The 557-nt window shown below is 73.8% G+C and carries 1 protein-coding gene; it reads right to left on the bottom strand.

The features are described from left to right. Nucleotides 1-146: 146 nt before the first annotated feature. The coding region (locus tag AC2W7C_RS18860) for a CpaD family pilus assembly lipoprotein (RefSeq protein WP_486002706.1) at nt 147-557 on the bottom strand (411 nt) is incomplete at its 5' end.

The following is a 557-nucleotide window of genomic DNA, read 5'->3' as shown; positions in this document are numbered from 1 at the left end:
CCGCTTCGGGGTCGAGGGGGGTCCGCCGGGAACGCGCCGACCTCGGGGCCCGCCGCGGGGCCGTCGGGCGCGGCATAGCCCATCTCGAGGTCGAACTCGTCCTCGAAATCCTCGAACGGGCGGGGGGCGAAGGCGTTGCTCATGCTCTAGTCCACCGCCTGCGCGATGCGGCCCTCGACGAGGATTTCTTGCGGCGCCGAGGTCACCTGGCCCCGGCGGTAGTTGTCGAACACGACGGCGGCGCGACCGGAATCGGCGGGGCTCATCGCCCGGGCCCCGAGGATGTCGCGCGGATCGGCGATCTGGGCGGCCATGTTGGCGGTCAAGGCGCAGCCCAGCCCGAGCGAGGAGGCGTTGGAGAAACGGCCTTCCATGCTGCGCGGCTCACTGGCGCAGTTGGGGATCGCGGCCCGCACCGTTTCGAAGCCCGCCAGCACCGGCGCCCGGGGATCGGGCGCGTCGTAGCCGGCGATCTGGATACGCTCGCCCGGAACCCGGCGGCCTGAAGGGCGTCGCGGACCGCCCAGGCCCTGAGCGGGCGGGCCGCCCGGGTCGGT

It is taken from the genome of Brevundimonas sp. CURTG3B2_SDJG, from assembly GCF_057364705.1.
This window is presented reverse-complemented; position numbering and strand designations above follow the sequence as displayed.